Genomic DNA, 15,470 nt, shown 5'->3' with positions numbered 1-15,470 from the left:
GAGCTAGCCATGTCTCGTATCGGCAGAATCCCCGTCCCGGTCCCGGCCGGCGTGGAAGTCAACATCGACGGAGGCGTCGTGACGTTCAAGGGCCCCAAGGGCACCCTGACGCACGCCATCCCCGCCCCTATCGAGGTCTCGCGTGACGACAGCGGCTCGCTGGTGGTCACGCGCCCCAACGACGAGCGCGAATCGCGTTCGCTGCACGGTCTCACCCGCACGCTGCTCGCCAACCAGGTCACCGGTGTGACCGAGGGTTACGAGAAGAAGCTCGAGATCGTCGGCACCGGCTACCGCGTCACGGCCAAGGGCTCTGACCTCGAGTTCGCGCTCGGGTTCTCCCACCCTGTCGTCGTCACGCCCCCTGCTGGCATCACGTTCACCGTCGAGGGCCCGAACAAGTTCTCGGTCTCCGGCATCGACAAGCAGCAGGTCGGCGAGGTCGCCGCCAACATCCGCAAGATCCGCAAGCCTGAGCCCTACAAGGGCAAGGGCGTGCGATACGCGGGCGAGCTGGTCCGCCGCAAGGTCGGAAAGGCTGGTAAGTAAGCGATGGCTCTCAAGATCCTTGGCAAGGGCAAGTCGGTTTCCCGTGCCCGCCGCCACCTGCGTCTGCGCAAGAAGGTCAGTGGCACCACCGAGCGTCCGCGCCTGGTCGTGTCCCGCTCGAGCCGTCACATGACCGCACAGGTCGTGGACGACTCGGTCGGCCGCACCCTCGCGTCGGCGTCCACCCTCGAGGTCGACCTGCGCGCCCTCGAGGGCGACAAGACGGCTAAGGCCCGCAAGGTCGGCGAGCTCGTCGCCGAGCGCGCCAAGGCCGCCGGCATCGACGCGGTCGTCTTCGACCGCGGCGGCAACAAGTACCACGGCCGGGTGGCAGCTGTCGCCGACGGGGCCCGCGAAGGCGGTCTGGCCCTGTGACGACGCTGCTCATCTCCGCATCGAAGAAGAGGACTCACTGATGGCTGCTCCTCAGCGCAGCAACACTGGCGCCCCCCAGGGGGGCTCCGGCGGTGACCGTCGCGACGGTGGCCGTCGGGACGGCGGCCGTCGGGGTGACGCCGTCGAGAAGAGCGCGTTCCTCGAGCGCGTCGTGACCATCAACCGCGTGGCCAAGGTCGTCAAGGGTGGCCGCCGGTTCAGCTTCACCGCGCTTGTCGTGGTGGGGGACGGCGACGGGACTGTCGGCGTCGGCTACGGGAAGGCCAAGGAGGTGCCCGCGGCGATCGCCAAGGGCGTCGAGGAGGCCAAGAAGAACTTCTTCAAGGTTCCCCGCATCCAGGGCACCATCCCGCACCCCATCCAGGGTGAGGCCTCGGCCGGAGTCGTGTTCCTGCGCCCCGCGTCGCCTGGTACCGGTGTGATCGCCGGTGGCCCGGTGCGTGCGGTGCTCGAGTGCGCCGGCATTCACGACGTCCTGAGCAAGTCGCTCGGTTCGACGAACGCGATCAACATCGTGCACGCGACGGTTGCGGCGCTGCGCGGGCTCGAGAAGCCGGAGGCCGTGGCTGCTCGCCGTGGCCTGCCGCTCGAGCACGTCGCGCCGGCTCCGATGCTGCGCGCGCAGGCCGCGGGCATCGCATCGAAGGCAGGTGCATGATGGCGCGCCTCAAGGTCACGCAGACGAAGTCCGCCATCGGCGGCAAGCAGAACCAGCGCGACACGCTGCGCACCCTGGGCCTCAAGCGGATCGGCGACGTCGTCGTCAAGGAGGACCGCCCTGAGATCCGCGGCATGGTCACCACGGTGACGCACCTCGTCGCGGTCGAGGAGGTCGAGTGACGATGGCTGATGACAAGAAGGCCACCGACGAGACGGCCGAGGTGAAGACCCCGGCCAAGAAGGCTCCGGCCAAGAAGACGACGGAGGCTGCCCCCAAGGCGGCCAAGGCCAAGGCTGAGAAGCCCGCCGCGTCGTCGGCCAAGGCGAAGGCCGAGGCCGCTGCGGCCGAGGTCGGCAACGGTGGCACCCTCAAGGTGCACCACCTGCGCCCCGCCCCCGGCGCCAAGACCGCCAAGACCCGTGTGGGTCGTGGTGAGGCGTCGAAGGGTAAGACCGCCGGGCGTGGGACCAAGGGCACCAAGGCCCGCTACCAGGTCCCGGAGCGCTTCGAGGGTGGGCAGATGCCGATGCACATGCGGCTGCCCAAGCTTCGCGGCTTCAAGAACCCGTTCCGTGTCGAGTACCAGGTCGTGAACCTGGACAAGCTGTCGGCGCTCTACCCGAGCGGCGGCGACGTCACGGTCGAGGACCTGGTCGCGAAGGGCGCCGTCCGCAAGGGCGCGCCGGTCAAGGTGCTGGGCACGGGTGAGCTGACGGTCAAGCTCTCCGTCTCGGTGGACGCGTACTCCTCGTCGGCGAAGGACAAGATCCTTGCCGCCGGTGGGAGCGTCGAGCAGGACTGATCGCCGGACGGGGTCGGCGGCCCACAGGTCGCCGACCCCGTTCTGCATCCCCGCAGAATCGCCCGCCGGTTCTCAGAGGATGCCCCGTTTCCCGCAACGTGGCCGATCTCCGTTAAGGTGCCCAGTGGCCTCGAGTCGATCGCAGGTCCTCGACGCTCATTGACGGCTGCATCGCCCGGCTGTACGACACACCGCCTCGGCGGACCAGGAGGACAGGTGCTCAGCGCATTCGCACGGGCTTTCAGGACGCCCGACCTGCGGCGCAAGCTGCTCTTCACGATCGGCGTGATCGTCATCTATCGCGTCGGCTCGTTCCTGCCGACGCCGGGGGTGTCGTCCAAGAACGTTCAGCTCTGCATCGCGGAGACGTCAGAGGGCAACACGCTGCTCGGCCTGATCAACCTGTTCAGCGGCGGGGCGCTGCTCCAGCTGTCCGTGTTCGCGCTGGGGATCATGCCGTACATCACGGCGAGCATCATCGTCCAGCTGCTGCGCGTGGTGATCCCGCGCTTCGAGGCCCTCCACAAGGAGGGGCAGCAGGGCACCGCGAAGCTCACGCAGTACACCCGCTACCTCACCATCGCCCTGGCGGTGCTGCAGTCGACGACCATCGTCACCGTGGCCCGCAGCGGCCAGCTGTTCACCGGGTGCTCCGTCCCCGTGATCCCGGACAGCGGCTGGGTCACCGTGGTGCTCATGGTCATCACCATGACCGCCGGCACCGGGCTGATCATGTGGTTCGGCGAGCTCATCACCGAGCGCGGCGTCGGCAACGGCATGTCGCTCCTGATCTTCATCTCGATCGCCGCGTCGTTCCCCGGCGCCATGTGGTCGATCGCTGGCGGCTCCGGCGGCATCACCAAGTTCATCATCGTGCTCGCCGTGATCGTCCTGGTCGTCGCGCTGGTGGTGTTCGTCGAGCAGTCGCAGCGACGGATCCCGGTGCAGTACGCCAAGCGGATGGTCGGCCGGCGCATGTACGGCGGCTCGAGCACCTACATCCCGATCAAGATCAACATGGCCGGCATCATCCCGGTGATCTTCGCGTCGTCGCTGCTCGCCGTCCCGGCGCTCATCGCGCAGTTCGCGGACACGACCCAGGGCTGGGTCATCTGGATCACGAACAACCTGGCCACGCCGAGCGCGCCGCTCTACAACGCGATCTTCGTCGTCCTGATCATCTTCTTCTGCTACTTCTACACGGCTATCACGTTCAACCCGGACGAGGTCGCCGACAACATGAAGAAGTACGGAGGCTTCATCCCCGGCATCCGGGCCGGCCGTCCCACGGCCGAGTACCTCGACTTCGTCATCACGCGCATCACCGCGCCCGGGTCGGTGTACCTGGCGATGGTCGCGCTGATCCCCACGATCACGTTCATCGTGCTCGGCGTCGGCACCAACGTGCCGTTCGGCGGGGCGTCGATCCTCATCGTGGTGGGCGTCGGCCTGGAAACCGTCAAGCAGATCGAGTCGCAGCTTCAGCAGCGGCACTATGAAGGGTTCCTCAAATAATGAGTGCGCGTCTGGTCCTGCTCGGCCCTCCCGGGGCGGGCAAGGGCACGCAGGCATCCCGGCTGGCCGAGCGGCTCGCCATCCCGGCGATCTCCACCGGCGACATCTTCCGGGCCAACATCACCGGCGGCACGGAGCTGGGCCGCAAGGTCCAGGAGTACACCGCAGTGGGCGCGCTGGTGCCTGACGAGCTCACGAACGCGATGGTGCGCGACCGTCTGGCCCAGGCCGACGCCCGCGACGGCTTCCTGCTCGACGGCTATCCGCGCAACGTCGCCCAGGTCGGCGAGCTGGACGACATCCTCGCTGCCGCGGGCCGTCCGTTGGACGTGGCCGTGGAGCTCACCGCCGACCCCGAGGTCGTGGTGGAGCGACTGCTCAGCCGCGCCCAGATCGAGGGCCGCGCCGACGACACCGAGCCCGTCATCCGCCACCGGCTCGAGGTGTACGCGCTGCAGACCGCGCCGATCTCGCAGGTCTACGAGGACCGCGGGCTGCTGGTCCGCGTCGACGGGCTCGGATCGGTCGACGACGTCACCGAGCGCCTGATGCTGGCGCTCGCCGCACACCTCGCCTGAGTGATGTTCGGACGCGAACGGATCGAGCTCAAGACCCCGGACCAGGTCCGCACGATGCGTCGCGCGGGCCTGGTGGTCGCTGACGCGCTCGCCGCGGTGCGCGGCGCCGTGCGGCCCGGGCTCACCACGCGGGACCTCGACGTGATCGCCGCCGAGGCCATCAGGTCGGCGGGGGCCACGCCCTCGTTCCTCGGCTACATGGACTACCCGGCCACGATCTGCGTCTCAGTCAACGACGAGGTGGTCCACGGCATCCCGGGGGACCGGGTGCTGCAGGCCGGGGACATCGTCTCCATCGACTGCGGGGCGATCGTCGACGGCTGGCACGGAGACTCGGCGATCACCGTGGTGCTGCCCGAGGCCGACCCCGCTGACGTCGCGCTGAGCGACATCACCGAGCGCGCCATGTGGGCTGGCATCGCGGCGCTCGCCACGGCCGACCGCCTCGGCGCCGTCGGCGACGCGGTGGAGGACGTGGTCGAGGCCGCGCACGCCGCTGGCGGCCCTGGGCTCGGCATCGTGCAGGACTATGTGGGCCATGGGATCGGCTCGGCGATGCACCTGCCGCCCGACGTGCCGAACTACCGCACCCGTGAGCGTGGCCCCAAGGTGCGCCCCGGCATGTGCGTGGCGATCGAGCCCATGCTGGTCCGCGGCGACCAGCGCACCCGCGTGCTGGCCGACGACTGGACCGTGGTCACGGAGGACGGGTCGCGCGCGTCCCATTGGGAGCACACCGTCGCCATCCTCGAGGACGGCATCTGGGTGCTGACGGCCCCCGACGGCGGCGCCGCGCGCCTCGCCGAGCTCGGGGTGACGGTCTCGCCGCTCGACTGAGGCCTCTGCTTCGACGCCCGCTGTGCCTTGACGCCCGCTGCGCCTTCCCGGCGCGGCGGGCGTTGTCGTCTGCGCGGGCGCCCTGCCTGCCAGCGCTCCCAGCCTGCCATCAACGCCCGCATCACCCGATTGGTGGGGCGAGGCGAGGGGGATTCGCCCCGCCGTGGGTGAAAAGCGGCGGAGATACGCCCGATCGGCGGGGATATCCGGCGTTTGTTGGATCGCTGTCCAGTTTGTCGGATAGTCTCGCGATCGCGCAGGTCGGGGATCTGCGCGAGGGAATCCGACACCGTGGTGGGGCCAGCGTCCGCATGGGCGCGTGGTGCGCGCTGGATCGGGTCCCGTGTCCAGTCGGCGGGGTCTGCCAGCCCTCGCCAGCACGTCGCCGAAGCAGTGGATGGAGCATGATGCGCAGGAGCATGACGCCGGCCGGGACCGGTCACGATCGGAAGGCCGTCGGCCTGCGTGCGGTCCGCACGGTGGCCGCGTGGGGCCTCGTCGGGATCCTCGCGGTGGCGGCGAGCGCTTCCGCGTCGGCCACCGGGGGATCGGGCGACAAGGGCGGCAATGGCCACGGCGGTGGCGGATCGGGCGACAAGGTCACCATCTGCCGCTCGGCCAAGGCGCCCAAGGACCAGACCCCGCCCTCCGGCAAGGACGGCGCGGTCGTGGGCGACTTCACCTGGAAGGTGGACAAGGTCAAGGCCTCGAAGGTCAACGCCGGCGCGTGGGACATCGTCCCCGCGGTGGGCAAGTCGTCCGGGAAGAACCTCACCACGACGTTCAACGGCGTGTCCGGCGCCGACATCCTGGGTGACGACTGCAAGATCAAGGTCCGCTCGACGGGGCTGTACGTGTACCCGAAGGACAACCCCAACGAGCCTGCCGGCTGGTACAACAGCGGCCGCCAGGTCCTGGTGGCCTCGTGGAACGGCTGGTCCTGGAAGACCGAGCTCGACGCGAGCCTGCTGCCCGAGGGTGTCTGCGGCGCCGGCTGGGGCGTCCAGCAGGACAAGGTCTGGGGCCCGCAGTCGGTGCTGCCCCCCGTCGTCGACCGCAAGGCGGACATCGGCGTGCTGGGCTGGCCGCCGGTCACCGGGGACCTGCACTCCGAGCTGGGCGGGTTCCTGACGGTGCCCGACTGCGAGACCTCCACGCCGACCCCGACGCCGACCGTGACGCCGAGCCCCGAGCCGACCACTCCCGCGCCGACGCCCACGACCCCGGCGCCGACGCCGACGACGCCCGCGCAGCCTGAGGACCTCGTCGAGACGGGCGAGTGGGTGGACGGCACGTGGGCCTGCGACGCGACCACCGTCGAGCGCACACGGACCTTGACCACGACGAAGTTCGAGCTCGTGGACGGCGTGTGGGTCAAGGGTGAGCCCACGTCCTCGACCGAGCGTGGCCTGCGCGATCTGACTGCCGACGAGCGCACCGTGTGCCCGACCCCGACGCCCACCCCGTCGGCGTCAGTCGAGCCCACGACCGAGCCGACGCCGACCCCGTCGGTCTCGCCGTCCTCCGAGGTGCTCGCGGCCACGCCGTCGCCGTCCCCGACGTACACGTCTGAGGTGCTGGCGGCTCCGTCCGGCGGCTCCGGCGGCGTGCTCGCCGCGACCGGCTCGACCGTCGGACCGGTCCTCGGCGGCGCGGCAGTGCTGTTGCTGGCCGGCGCCGGCCTGGTGTTCTACCGCCGTCGGGCCGCCCGCGAGGACGCCTGACGACAAGCGGCCCCGCCCGCCGAGGGGCCGCGCGCATGACGGCGACGCCGCACAGGACACGTGCCTGTGCGGCGTCGCCGTGTGCGGGGGACACTGGGGGGAGGGCGCCCGACGTGGGTCGCCTGTCTAGGCGCGGTTTCTTCCGCGTCGTGCATGCCGTAGGATGGTCCGTCGGGTGTGTGCGCCCTCTTGCGGGCTGCCGGCACCAATCCACGAACACGCGGATCTGATCGCGCGCGAGAGCGTTCGGCCAGGGCGGGTGTGAGTGGGCGGCTCGTCACCATTCAGAGAGATAGCGGAGGATATGGCAAAGAAGGACGGTGTCATCGAGATCGAAGGCAGCGTTGTCGAGGCCTTGCCGAACGCGATGTTCCGCGTGGAGCTGGCCAACGGCCACCGGGTTCTCGCCCACATCTCGGGCAAGATGCGACAGCACTACATCCGGATCCTCCCCGAGGACCGGGTCGTCGTCGAGCTGAGCCCGTACGACCTGTCCCGCGGCCGGATCGTCTACCGCTACAAGTAACCGCCACTCGAACACGCCGCCGGCCCGCAAGGGTGCAGCGGCGGCGGAGGAAGCACGCCATGAAGGTCAAGCCCAGCGTCAAGAAGATCTGCGACAAGTGCAAGGTGATTCGCCGGCACGGTCGCGTTCAGGTGATCTGCGAGAACCTGCGCCACAAGCAGCGCCAGGGCTGATGCCCTGACGCTCGGGGCGCACCCGAGCAGCACCACCCGGTCCACCGCCTCCGGTGGGGACCAGTAAGCGCACCGCCACTCCGGCGCCGCCCGACAGGGACGGCCCGGCGAACCCTCGGCTCGGAGGCCGGGGCCCGCAGAATGCGGGAGGGCAGTGCGGCAGACCTCCGAGGCACCACAGGAGCCACCAGGCACATGGCACGTCTTGTCGGCGTCGACCTCCCCCGCGAGAAGCGGCTCGAGATCGCGCTCACCTACATCTACGGCGTCGGCCGTACCCGCGCCCAGCAGACGCTCGCCGCGACGGGCATCAGCCCCGACGTCCGCGTGAAGGACCTCGGCGACGCCGAGCTCGTCGCGCTGCGCGACTACCTCGAGGGCAACTACAAGCTTGAGGGCGACCTCCGGCGTGAGGTTGCCGCGGACATCCGCCGCAAGGTCGAGATCGGTTGCTACGAGGGCCTGCGGCACCGCCGCGGCCTCCCGGTGCGCGGTCAGCGCACCAAGACCAACGCCCGTACCCGCAAGGGCCCGAAGCGCACCGTCGCCGGCAAGAAGAAGGCCGGCCGGAAGTAGCACTGACGCCGGGCCGAGCAGGCGCGACTTGCGCCGCGGCCCACGCGTCGGTCACACCGACCTCACACCTGGAAACTCGGAGAGAACAAGCACATGCCTCCCAAGACTCGTACCGCCGTGCGCAAGCCGCGCCGCAAGGAGAAGAAGAACGTCTCCCACGGCCAGGCGCACATCAAGAGCACGTTCAACAACACCATCGTGTCCATCACGGACCCGACCGGCGCTGTCATCGCCTGGGCCTCGTCCGGCCAGGTCGGCTTCAAGGGCTCGCGCAAGTCGACCCCGTTCGCCGCGCAGCTCGCCGCTGAGGCTGCCGCGCGTCGTGCGCAGGAGCACGGCATGAAGAAGGTCGACGTCTTCGTCAAGGGCCCCGGCTCGGGCCGTGAGACCGCGATCCGCTCGCTGCAGGCGACCGGCCTCGAGGTCGGCTCGATCCAGGACGTGACGCCCCAGGCGCACAACGGCTGCCGCCCGCCGAAGCGTCGCCGCGTCTGATCGTCAGGTGATCCGGACCCGGACGCGGGGCTTCCCGCGTCCGGGTCCGGCCCGCCTCGCCTGACCGGGTGGACCGAGACCCGGCAGGCATGCAGTACTGCGGAGCGTCATATGGCGGACGCTCGCTGAGAGGAACTGACCGTGCTCATCGCACAGCGCCCCACCCTGACCGAAGAGGTCATCTCGGAGAACCGCTCGCGGTTCTCGATCGAGCCGCTCGAGCCTGGCTTCGGCTACACGCTCGGCAACTCGCTGCGTCGGACCCTGCTCTCCTCCATCCCCGGCGCTGCGGTCACGTCCATCCGCATCGACGGCGTGCTGCACGAGTTCACCACCGTGCCGGGCGTCAAGGAGGACGTCACCGAGATCATCCTCAACATCAAGAACCTCGTCGTCTCCTCGGAGAACGACGAGCCCGTCGTGATGTACCTGCGCAAGCAGGGTTCGGGTGTCGTGACGGCCGCGGACATCGTCCCGCCGGCCGGCGTCGAGGTGCACAACCCCGACCTGCACATCGCGACGCTGAACGACAAGGGCAAGCTCGAGATCGAGCTCACGGTCGAGCGTGGCCGCGGGTACGTCTCCGCGAACCAGAACAAGTCGTTCGACGCCGAGATCGGCCGCGTGCCGGTCGACTCGATCTACTCGCCGGTCCTCAAGGTGACCTACAAGGTCGAGGCGACGCGTGTCGAGCAGCGCACGGACTTCGACAAGCTCATCGTCGACGTCGAGACGAAGCAGGCGATCAGCCCGCGCGACGCGCTGGCCTCGGCCGGCAAGACGCTCGTCGAGCTGTTCGGCCTGGCCCGTGAGCTCAACGTCGAGGCTGAGGGCATCGAGATCGGCCCGTCGCCGACGGACGCCGCCCTCGCGGCCGACCTGGCGCTGCCGATCGAGGACCTCCAGCTGACGATCCGCTCGTACAACTGCCTCAAGCGTGAGGGCATCCACTCGGTGGGCGAGCTCGTCGGGCGCAGCGAGGCGGACCTCCTCGACATCCGGAACTTTGGCGCGAAGTCGATCACGGAGGTCAAGGAGAAGCTGGCCGAGCTGGGCCTGTCGCTCAAGGACAGCCCGCTGGACTTCGACCCCACCGCCGCCACGTACTACGAGGGCGACGAGGGCGAGTTCGTCGAGGACGACCAGTTCAACTGAAGCCGGGGAACGCGCAGACGGCCCTTGGCCCCTGCGCGTAGCCCATCACTGGAACTCAAGGAGTAACAACCATGCCTACGCCCCCCAAGGGTCCCCGGCTCGGTGGCGGACCGGCGCACGAGCGGCTGATCCTGGCCAACCTGGCCACGGCGCTGTTCGAGCACAAGCGGATCACGACGACGGAGACCAAGGCCAAGCGCCTGCGCCCCGTCGCCGAGCGCCTCATCACGATCGCGAAGCGCGGTGACCTCGCGTCCCGCCGCCGCGTCCTGACGACGGTCCGCGACAAGTCCGTCGTGCACGCCCTCTTCACGGAGATCGCCCCGGCCATGGCCGAGCGCGACGGTGGCTACACGCGCATCACGAAGATCGGCAACCGCAAGGGCGACAACGCGCCCATGGCCGTGATCGAGCTCGTCCTCGAGCCCGTCTCGCCGAAGCAGGCTGTCGTGCGCGAGGCCGAGAAGGCCGCGAAGAAGTCGGCCCCCGCGGCCGAGGCGCCCGTCGCCGAGGAGAGCGTCGAGGAGGTCGTCGAGGAGACGCCCGCCGCCGAGGCTCCCGCCGAGGAGACCACTGAGGACAGCGCCGACAAGGCCTGATCTCACCGCGTCGCAAGGCCCGGCCCCGATCACTCGGGGCCGGGCCTTCGTCGTGCCAGGGCGACGTCTACTCCGGCGCTTGGGTAACGTCGACGGATGGGGTTGTCCGTCGTCCTGGTGCACGGTGTGCGGACCTCGCGCACGATGTGGCGCGCCCAGGTGGAGGTGCTGGAGCGCGCTGGGCGCACCGCGTTGGCTGTGGACCTGCCGGGGCATGGGCGGCGCCGCGGCGAGGCGTTCACTGTGGACACCGCCGTGCAGGCGATCGCCGACGGTGTCGACGCGGTGGGCGGGCGCGCGCTCGTCGTGGGGCTGTCGCTCGGCGGGTACCTGGGCATCGCGCACGCCGCCCGGCGCCCCGAGCAGGTGGCGGGACTGGTGGCAGCGGCCTGCTGCACCCGTCCGGCGCGGATCCTCGTCGAGCCGTGGCGGTGGACGGCGCGCGGGATCGGGCGGTTGCCCGACGGTGGCGCGCGACTGAACCAGCGGATGGTGGACCTGTGGCTGGCGGGCGCGGCGGCGGTGGACGTGGGCGCCGGGGGCTTCTCGTTGGACGTCATGGACGACGTGCTGCGGGAGGTCGCGACGCTGCGGCCGACTGCTGACCTGCGGGCCGTGCGGTGCCCGGTGTGGTTGGTGAACGGGCGCTACGACCATTTCCGGGGCGAGGAGCGCCGGTTCGTGGCAGCGGCCCGCGACGGCAGGCTGGTGGTGGTCCGCGGCGCCACGCACCTGGTGAGCCTGACGCAGCCGGAACGGTTCAACCGGGTGGTCCTGGAGGCGCTCGACGAGCTCGACGGCTGAGCGTCAGCCGGCGCGCAGCGACCAGGCGCGCACACCCCCGACGATCCCGGCCTGGTTCGGGGCCACGACCACGTCGTCGCCCAGCCTGGCCAGCGTCTGCGGGCTGATCCGCCGGGAGTTGCCGCCGCCGAGGTAGAGCCGGTCCCACCAGAACACCGGGCGCAGGCCGTCGACCACTCGGCGCACGCGGCGCGACCACAACGCGTCGCCGAGCCGGGACCGCTCCACCTCGCCGATGTACTGGTCGTACGTGGCGCCGCGACGCACCGGGGCGTGGGAGAGCTCGAGATGCGGGGCGAGCAGCCCACCGTCGAACAGGGCGGAGCCGAGGCCGGTGCCGAGGGTGAGGACGAGCTCGACGCCCGTCCCGGAGACGACCCCGGCGCCGTGCACCTCGGCGTCGTTGAGCACGAGGGTGGGCATCCCGAGTCGGGCCTCCACGTCGGCCCGGATGTCACGTCCGGACCACAGGGCGACCAGGTGCGGCTCGACGCGGGTGTGGGGGCCGGATCGGGTGACGTAGTGCGGCGTCGAGACGATGACCCCGTGCCGGACCATGCCCGGCATGCCGACGGTCGCGCGCCCGGCGGGCGGCAGGGCGGCGGCGATCTCGGCGATGGTCTCGACGAGGCGCTCCGGCGGGAGCGGGTAAGGCGTCGGGACCCGGATGGCGGGGGCGTGCATCGTGCCCGCCGCGTCGAGCACCGACGCTTTGATGCCGCCGCCACCGCAGTCCACGGCGAGGGTCCAGTCGGCGCGCCCGGCATCGGGGGACTGCGTGTCAGGCATCCGTCCACGCTAGCGGGAGGTGCGGGCCGCCCGCGTCGCGGGTCCGGCGCCCGCGCCCGCGTCCGCCCATGTCCGGCCTCGGCCCGCCCAGCGCCGGCGCCTCACGGGACGCGTTAGCGTTTCCCCGTGAGCCTCGTACGCCTCCGTCTCGACCTTGCCTATGACGGCGCCGACTTCGCGGGCTGGGCCCGGCAGCCCGGCCTGCGCACCGTGGAGGCGGCCCTCCTCGAGGCACTGGCGCGCGTGCTCCGGCAACCCGCGGTGCAGGTCACCGTGGCCGGGCGCACGGACGCGGGGGTGCACGCGCGGGGGCAGGTCGCGCATGTGGACGTGGACGCGCAGGCCTGGGCCTCGATTCCGGGACGCTCGTCCCGCACGCCGGAGGAGTCCCTGGTGATCCGGCTCACCGGGGTGCTGCCGCCCGATGTGGTGGTGCATCGGGTGTCGGTGGCGCCGCCGGGCTTCGACGCCCGGTTCTCGGCGCTGCGCCGGCTATACGCGTACCGCGTCTGCGACGAGGCGACACTGCGCGATCCGCTGCGCCGGGCCTCGGTGCTGTGGCACCGACGGCCCCTCGACGTCGACGCGATGGACGCAGCGTGCCGGATGCTGCTGGGACGGCACGATTTCGCGGCCTTCTGCAAGCCGCGTGAGGGCGCCACGACCATCCGCACGCTCGAGGCGCTGTCGTGGACGCGCCCGGCGCAGGGCGCCGACGAGGGGCTGGTCGTCGCGCGGGTGCAGGCCGATGCCTTCTGCCATTCGATGGTGCGCGCGCTCGTGGGCGCGTCCCTCGCCGTCGGGGAGGGCCGCCGCCCCGTGACGTGGCCCGCGGCGCTGCTCGCCGGCCGCAAGCGCGACCCCGGCAGCGCGGTGGCCCCGGCGCACGGTCTGACCCTCGAGGAGGTCACCTACCCGCCGGACGACGAGGTCGGCCTGCGGGCCGAGCAGACCCGGGCGATCCGCAGCGCGGAGGACCTCGACCGGCCCTGCGGCTGACGGCGCGGCGCGGGGCCGGGGCGCACCAGGCGCGACGTCAGGGCGCGTTGCCCGTCTGGGACTCGTCGTGGCTGGTCGGCGCGGGCCCCGGCGGCGCCTCCTCGACGTCCTCGATGACGTGCACGGCGGCCTCCTCGGCGCTCGCGGCGCCACCGGCGACTCCCTCGTCGATGGCGAACTGGTCGTTCACGCCCGCCTCGACGGCCTGGTCGTCCTCCACCAGCCGACCGGCGCGGCCGGGCTCGCGGGCCGGGTCGACGCGCGGGCCGGGGGTGTCCCACACCTCGGGCTCCTCCTCGGCGAGCCGCTCGTCCAGCGTCTCCCCGTGCGCCTCCTCCCAGGGCGTCTCGCCGAACCGGTTGTGCGGGGGGCGCTCGGGCGCGGTGTACCAGGCCTCGTCGAGGAGGTCGTCGACGCCGCGCTCCTCGAGCATGTCCTCCTTGGGGAGCTGGTCGCTGTCGCCCTCGGTGAAGGTCTCGGGGTCGGGGCGGGTGCCGGGGGTCTCATCGCTCATACCTCCACACTCGCACCGGGCCCGGGCTCCCGCTAGGGGACGGAAAATGGTCGTGGGCACTGCCGCCGCCCGGGGACACTGGTGGGGTGGGACACCTCGACATCAGCGCCGTGAGCTACTTCCTGCCCGATGGGCGGCCTCTCCTCGACGAGGTGGACCTGCGGGTCGCCGACGGCGCGAAGGTGGCGCTGGTGGGCCCGAACGGCGCGGGCAAGACGACGTTGCTGCGGATCGTCGCGGGGGACGAGGCCCCGCATGGCGGCTCGGTGGCGCGCAGCGGCGGCCTGGGGGTCATGCGGCAGATGGTGGGGCGGATCGACGACGAGCGCTCGATCCGCGACCTGCTGGCCTCGCTGGCGCCGGCGGCGATCCGGGACGCCGCCGCGGAGTTGGCGGCGGCGGAGCTCGGGATCATGGAGGTCGACGACGAGCCCGCCCAGATGCGGTACGCATCGGCGCTGGTCGACTGGGCGGACGTCGGCGGCTACGAGGCCGAGGCCGGATGGGACCAGGTCACCGACGCGGTGCTGTCGATCCCGTTCGACCGCGCGCAGGACCGCGAGGTGCGGACACTGTCCGGCGGGGAGCAGAAGCGGTTGGTGCTGGAGGCACTGCTGCGCGGCCCGGAGGAGGTGCTGCTGCTCGACGAGCCGGACAACTACCTCGACGTGCCGACCAAGCGCTGGCTCGAGGCCCAGCTCGCCGCGTCGCCGAAGTCCGTGCTGTTCGTCAGCCACGACCGCGAGCTGCTGTCCCGCGCGGCGACGCAGGTGGCGACGTTGGAGCCGACGGCGACCGGATCGGGCATCTGGGTGCACGGCGGCTCGTTCACCACCTACCCGCAGGCCCGCGACGACCGGCGCAGCCGGCTCGAGGAGCTCATGCGGCGGTGGGAGGAGGAGCACGCGAAGCTCAAGACGCTGGTGTTCACGCTCAAGAACAAGGCGGCGTTCAACGACGGGCTGGCCTCGCGCTACTCGGCGGCTCAGACCCGGCTGCGCAAGTTCGAGGAGGCCGGGCCGCCGCAGGTGGTGGCCCGGGACCAGAACGTGCGGGTGCGGCTGACCGGCGGGCGCACCGCGAAGCGCGCGGTCGTCGCGGAGCGGCTCGAGCTGACGGGTTTGATGAAGCCGTTCGACCTCGAGGTGTGGTTCGGGGAGCGGGTCGCGGTGCTCGGCTCGAACGGGTCGGGCAAGTCGCACTTCCTGCGCCTGCTCGCCGCTGGCGGCTCCGACCCGGGGCCCGAGCACGAGCCGGCGGGGGACACCGCGGTGGCCGCTGTGGCGCACACCGGGAGCGCGGTGCTGGGCTCCCGGGTGCGCCCGGGCTGGTTCGCGCAGAATCACACCCACCCCGAGCTGGCGGGCCGCACGCTGCTGGAGATCCTGCACCGCGGGGACGGGCACCGCTCCGGCCTGGGACGTGAGGCGGCGAGCAAGGCGTTGGACCGTTACGAGCTGGTGGCGGCCGCCGAGCAGGCCTACGACACGCTGTCCGGCGGCCAGCAGGCGCGCTTCCAGATCCTGCTGCTGGAGCTGGGCGGCGCGACGCTGCTGTTGCTCGACGAGCCGACGGACAACCTCGACCTGCACTCGGCGGAGGCGTTGGAGGCTGGGCTCGCGGCGTTCGAGGGGACGGTCATGGCCGTCACCCACGACCGCTGGTTCACCCGGACCTTCGACAGGTTCCTGGTCTTCGGCGCCGACGGCCGCGTGGTCGAGACGCCGGAGCCGGTGTGGGACGCCGGGCGGGTCGAGCGGGTGCGCTGAGGCTCCGGC

Annotated in this window: 20 protein-coding genes; 18 read left to right on the top strand and 2 right to left on the bottom strand. The window is 71.2% G+C overall.

The window, feature by feature from the left end; all coding sequences use genetic code 11:
- Positions 1 to 9: 9 nt before the first annotated feature.
- From rplF to QUV83_RS13055, 16 genes are all read left to right on the top strand, one after another.
- On the top strand, positions 10 to 549 hold the full coding sequence (rplF, locus tag QUV83_RS13130) for a 50S ribosomal protein L6 (protein WP_289565101.1): 540 nt from the start codon (positions 10 to 12) through the stop codon (positions 547 to 549).
- Positions 550 to 552: 3 nt separating this feature from the next.
- Positions 553 to 924 (top strand): 50S ribosomal protein L18, encoded by a 372-nt coding sequence (rplR, locus tag QUV83_RS13125; RefSeq protein WP_289565099.1) that lies wholly within the window; start codon positions 553 to 555, stop codon positions 922 to 924.
- Positions 925 to 964: 40 nt separating this feature from the next.
- Entirely contained in the window at positions 965 to 1,603 is a 639-nt protein-coding gene (gene rpsE / locus QUV83_RS13120) for a 30S ribosomal protein S5 (protein WP_066582351.1), read from the top strand.
- On the top strand, positions 1,603 to 1,785 hold the full coding sequence (gene rpmD, locus QUV83_RS13115; RefSeq protein ID WP_066582352.1) for a 50S ribosomal protein L30: 183 nt from the start codon (positions 1,603 to 1,605) through the stop codon (positions 1,783 to 1,785). The genes rpsE and rpmD overlap by 1 nt, the downstream gene beginning before the upstream one ends.
- Positions 1,786 to 1,787: 2 nt before the next feature.
- Positions 1,788 to 2,408 carry a 50S ribosomal protein L15 gene (gene rplO / locus QUV83_RS13110; RefSeq protein WP_289565097.1) on the top strand — a complete coding sequence of 207 codons (621 nt, stop codon included), beginning with the start codon at positions 1,788 to 1,790 and terminating at the stop codon, positions 2,406 to 2,408.
- Positions 2,409 to 2,624: 216 nt separating this feature from the next.
- A complete protein-coding gene (gene secY / locus QUV83_RS13105; protein WP_289565096.1) occupies positions 2,625 to 3,923 on the top strand; it encodes a preprotein translocase subunit SecY in 1,299 nt (432 codons plus the stop codon).
- Positions 3,923 to 4,501: an adenylate kinase gene (locus tag QUV83_RS13100; RefSeq protein ID WP_289565095.1), complete on the top strand. Its 579-nt coding sequence runs from the start codon at positions 3,923 to 3,925 to the stop codon at positions 4,499 to 4,501. Before secY ends, QUV83_RS13100 begins: the two co-directional genes overlap by 1 nt.
- A gap of 3 nt (positions 4,502 to 4,504) precedes the next feature.
- Positions 4,505 to 5,338 (top strand): type I methionyl aminopeptidase, encoded by an 834-nt coding sequence (gene map, locus QUV83_RS13095; RefSeq protein ID WP_289565093.1) that lies wholly within the window; start codon positions 4,505 to 4,507, stop codon positions 5,336 to 5,338.
- A gap of 404 nt (positions 5,339 to 5,742) precedes the next feature.
- On the top strand, positions 5,743 to 7,062 hold the full coding sequence (locus QUV83_RS13090; protein ID WP_289565091.1) for an LPXTG cell wall anchor domain-containing protein: 1,320 nt from the start codon (positions 5,743 to 5,745) through the stop codon (positions 7,060 to 7,062).
- A gap of 304 nt (positions 7,063 to 7,366) precedes the next feature.
- Positions 7,367 to 7,588, top strand: coding sequence for a translation initiation factor IF-1 (gene infA, locus QUV83_RS13085; RefSeq protein WP_024286981.1), 222 nt, complete (start codon positions 7,367 to 7,369; stop codon positions 7,586 to 7,588).
- Positions 7,589 to 7,647: 59 nt separating this feature from the next.
- Complete coding sequence (gene rpmJ / locus QUV83_RS13080) at positions 7,648 to 7,761, top strand: 50S ribosomal protein L36 (protein WP_013117849.1); 114 nt, start codon at positions 7,648 to 7,650, stop codon at positions 7,759 to 7,761.
- Positions 7,762 to 7,956: 195 nt separating this feature from the next.
- Positions 7,957 to 8,337, top strand: coding sequence for a 30S ribosomal protein S13 (gene rpsM / locus QUV83_RS13075; RefSeq protein ID WP_066582356.1), 381 nt, complete (start codon positions 7,957 to 7,959; stop codon positions 8,335 to 8,337).
- Between the two features lie 93 nt (positions 8,338 to 8,430).
- Complete coding sequence (gene rpsK, locus QUV83_RS13070) at positions 8,431 to 8,832, top strand: 30S ribosomal protein S11 (protein ID WP_066582357.1); 402 nt, start codon at positions 8,431 to 8,433, stop codon at positions 8,830 to 8,832.
- Positions 8,833 to 8,973: 141 nt separating this feature from the next.
- The gene (locus tag QUV83_RS13065) at positions 8,974 to 9,987 is read left to right on the top strand and encodes a DNA-directed RNA polymerase subunit alpha (protein WP_289565083.1); all 1,014 of its coding nucleotides are present in this window, start codon (positions 8,974 to 8,976) and stop codon (positions 9,985 to 9,987) included.
- Between the two features lie 71 nt (positions 9,988 to 10,058).
- Positions 10,059 to 10,586 carry a 50S ribosomal protein L17 gene (gene rplQ, locus QUV83_RS13060; RefSeq protein ID WP_289565081.1) on the top strand — a complete coding sequence of 176 codons (528 nt, stop codon included), beginning with the start codon at positions 10,059 to 10,061 and terminating at the stop codon, positions 10,584 to 10,586.
- 96 nt (positions 10,587 to 10,682) lie between these two features.
- Positions 10,683 to 11,390, top strand: a complete 708-nt coding sequence (locus QUV83_RS13055) for an alpha/beta fold hydrolase (RefSeq protein ID WP_289565079.1) — start codon at positions 10,683 to 10,685, stop codon at positions 11,388 to 11,390.
- A 3-nt stretch (positions 11,391 to 11,393) separates the two neighbouring features.
- Here QUV83_RS13055 and QUV83_RS13050 read toward each other — a convergent pair whose 3' ends face one another.
- A complete protein-coding gene (locus tag QUV83_RS13050; RefSeq protein WP_289565077.1) occupies positions 11,394 to 12,179 on the bottom strand; it encodes an ROK family protein in 786 nt (261 codons plus the stop codon).
- Positions 12,180 to 12,305: 126 nt separating this feature from the next.
- Between QUV83_RS13050 and truA the strand changes: the two genes are divergently transcribed.
- Positions 12,306 to 13,178 (top strand): tRNA pseudouridine(38-40) synthase TruA, encoded by an 873-nt coding sequence (gene truA / locus QUV83_RS13045; RefSeq protein ID WP_289565075.1) that lies wholly within the window; start codon positions 12,306 to 12,308, stop codon positions 13,176 to 13,178.
- Between the two features lie 37 nt (positions 13,179 to 13,215).
- Here the strand turns inward: truA and QUV83_RS13040 are convergent, their stop codons facing one another.
- Complete coding sequence (locus QUV83_RS13040) at positions 13,216 to 13,692, bottom strand: DUF5709 domain-containing protein (protein WP_289565073.1); 477 nt, start codon at positions 13,690 to 13,692, stop codon at positions 13,216 to 13,218.
- Between the two features lie 86 nt (positions 13,693 to 13,778).
- On the opposite strand from QUV83_RS13040, the gene QUV83_RS13035 reads away from it, so the two are divergent.
- A complete protein-coding gene (locus QUV83_RS13035; protein ID WP_289565071.1) occupies positions 13,779 to 15,461 on the top strand; it encodes an ATP-binding cassette domain-containing protein in 1,683 nt (560 codons plus the stop codon).
- Positions 15,462 to 15,470 lie beyond the last annotated feature (9 nt).

The sequence above is a fragment of the Cellulomonas cellasea genome, from assembly GCF_030372105.1.
Classification (GTDB): Bacteria; Actinomycetota; Actinomycetes; order Actinomycetales; family Cellulomonadaceae; genus Cellulomonas_A; species Cellulomonas_A cellasea_A.
Note: the sequence above shows the minus strand (reverse complement) of the source record. Positions and strands in the feature narration are given on the sequence as shown.

Coding starts and splice junctions, on each gene's coding strand:
- QUV83_RS13055 (WP_289565079.1), top strand. CDS start 10,683: ATGGGGTTGTCCGTCGTCCTGGTGCACGGTGTGCGGACCTCGCGCACG.
- rpmJ (WP_013117849.1), top strand. CDS start 7,648: ATGAAGGTCAAGCCCAGCGTCAAGAAGATCTGCGACAAGTGCAAGGTG.
- rplQ (WP_289565081.1), top strand. CDS start 10,059: ATGCCTACGCCCCCCAAGGGTCCCCGGCTCGGTGGCGGACCGGCGCAC.
- QUV83_RS13040 (WP_289565073.1), bottom strand. CDS start 13,692: ATGAGCGATGAGACCCCCGGCACCCGCCCCGACCCCGAGACCTTCACC.
- QUV83_RS13050 (WP_289565077.1), bottom strand. CDS start 12,179: ATGCCTGACACGCAGTCCCCCGATGCCGGGCGCGCCGACTGGACCCTC.
- rpsM (WP_066582356.1), top strand. CDS start 7,957: ATGGCACGTCTTGTCGGCGTCGACCTCCCCCGCGAGAAGCGGCTCGAG.
- rplF (WP_289565101.1), top strand. CDS start 10: ATGTCTCGTATCGGCAGAATCCCCGTCCCGGTCCCGGCCGGCGTGGAA.
- QUV83_RS13100 (WP_289565095.1), top strand. CDS start 3,923: ATGAGTGCGCGTCTGGTCCTGCTCGGCCCTCCCGGGGCGGGCAAGGGC.
- rplO (WP_289565097.1), top strand. CDS start 1,788: ATGGCTGATGACAAGAAGGCCACCGACGAGACGGCCGAGGTGAAGACC.
- rplR (WP_289565099.1), top strand. CDS start 553: ATGGCTCTCAAGATCCTTGGCAAGGGCAAGTCGGTTTCCCGTGCCCGC.
- QUV83_RS13090 (WP_289565091.1), top strand. CDS start 5,743: ATGATGCGCAGGAGCATGACGCCGGCCGGGACCGGTCACGATCGGAAG.
- infA (WP_024286981.1), top strand. CDS start 7,367: ATGGCAAAGAAGGACGGTGTCATCGAGATCGAAGGCAGCGTTGTCGAG.
- map (WP_289565093.1), top strand. CDS start 4,505: ATGTTCGGACGCGAACGGATCGAGCTCAAGACCCCGGACCAGGTCCGC.
- rpmD (WP_066582352.1), top strand. CDS start 1,603: ATGGCGCGCCTCAAGGTCACGCAGACGAAGTCCGCCATCGGCGGCAAG.
- rpsK (WP_066582357.1), top strand. CDS start 8,431: ATGCCTCCCAAGACTCGTACCGCCGTGCGCAAGCCGCGCCGCAAGGAG.
- rpsE (WP_066582351.1), top strand. CDS start 965: ATGGCTGCTCCTCAGCGCAGCAACACTGGCGCCCCCCAGGGGGGCTCC.